Raw genomic sequence first — 1208 nt, 5'->3', positions numbered from 1 at the left:
CAAACGGCAGGAGGGTCACAAACGATTACCGTTACTGCACAAGACGCTAGTGGCAATACAGCTACTAGTTACACAGGAGCTAAAAATATTACTTTCTCGGGTGCAACTGCTTCAAGTAGCCCAGTGACTAACCCAACAGTGGCGGGCACGAACTTTGGAACGGCGACTAGCTTAACCTTTACGGCTGGTGTGGCGACAGGAAGCATGATTTTATATAAGGCGGAGACGGCCTCCGTGTCAGCCTCAGATGGTAGTATTGGTTCGACGGGCGGAGATAATTTAAGTGTGTTGGTGAGTGCTGCTAGCTTCAGTAAATTGGCAGTAAGTTTAACCAGTCCACAAACGAATGGAGTGGCCTTTACGGGAACCAACACCCTAACGGCACAAGATGCATACGGGAATACAACGAGTTTTGATGCTTCGTCGAATAATGTGACAGTTACTAGTAGTTTAACAGGAAGTATTAGTGGCTTATCGGGGACGAATAAATTAACAGGAGCAGGTGATTTCACGAGCGGAGTAGCCAATTTGACGAGTTTAGGCTTGAAGTTTACGGGAACATCTGGTTCCGGAACGTTTACTTTTACGCCCACAACGGGTACAGCTGCTGTTAGTTCAGCTATTACTATTAATCCAGGAGCGGCAAGTAAATTAGTGGTGACAGGAACAGGCACGCAAACGGCAGGAGGATCTCAAACGATTACGATTACGGCCAAGGATGCCCAAGGCAATACGGCAACGACGTATACAGGAGCCAAGAATATCACCTTCTCGGGAGCTGCGGCATCGAGTAGTCCAGTCACTAACCCAACGGTAGCGGGCACGAACTTTTTAACGGCGACCAGCTTAACCTTTACGGCTGGTGTGGCGACAGGAAGCATGATTTTATATAAGGCGGAGACGGCCTCCGTGTCAGCCTCAGATGGTAGTATTGGTTCGACGGGCGGAGATAATTTAAGTGTGTTGGTGAGTGCTGCTAGCTTCAGTAAATTGGCAGTAAGTTTAACCAGTCCACAAACGAATGGAGTGGCCTTTACGGGAACCAACACCCTAACGGCACAAGATGCATACGGGAATACAACGAGTTTTGATGCTTCGTCGAATAATGTGACAGTTACTAGTAGTTTAACAGGAAGTATTAGTGGCTTATCGGGGACGAATAAATTAACAGGAGCAGGTGATTTCACGAGCGGAGTAGCCAATTTGAC

Annotated in this window: 1 protein-coding gene; it reads left to right on the top strand. The window is 47.6% G+C overall.

The features are described 5' to 3' along the window. Positions 1–1208: beta strand repeat-containing protein (locus ESB04_RS12430; protein ID WP_164969668.1), on the top strand; the 1208-nt coding region annotated here is incomplete at both ends.

The sequence above is a fragment of the Aquirufa rosea genome, assembly GCF_004118285.1.
In the GTDB taxonomy this organism is placed as follows: Bacteria; Bacteroidota; Bacteroidia; order Cytophagales; family Spirosomataceae; genus Aquirufa; species Aquirufa rosea.
This window is presented reverse-complemented; position numbering and strand designations above follow the sequence as displayed.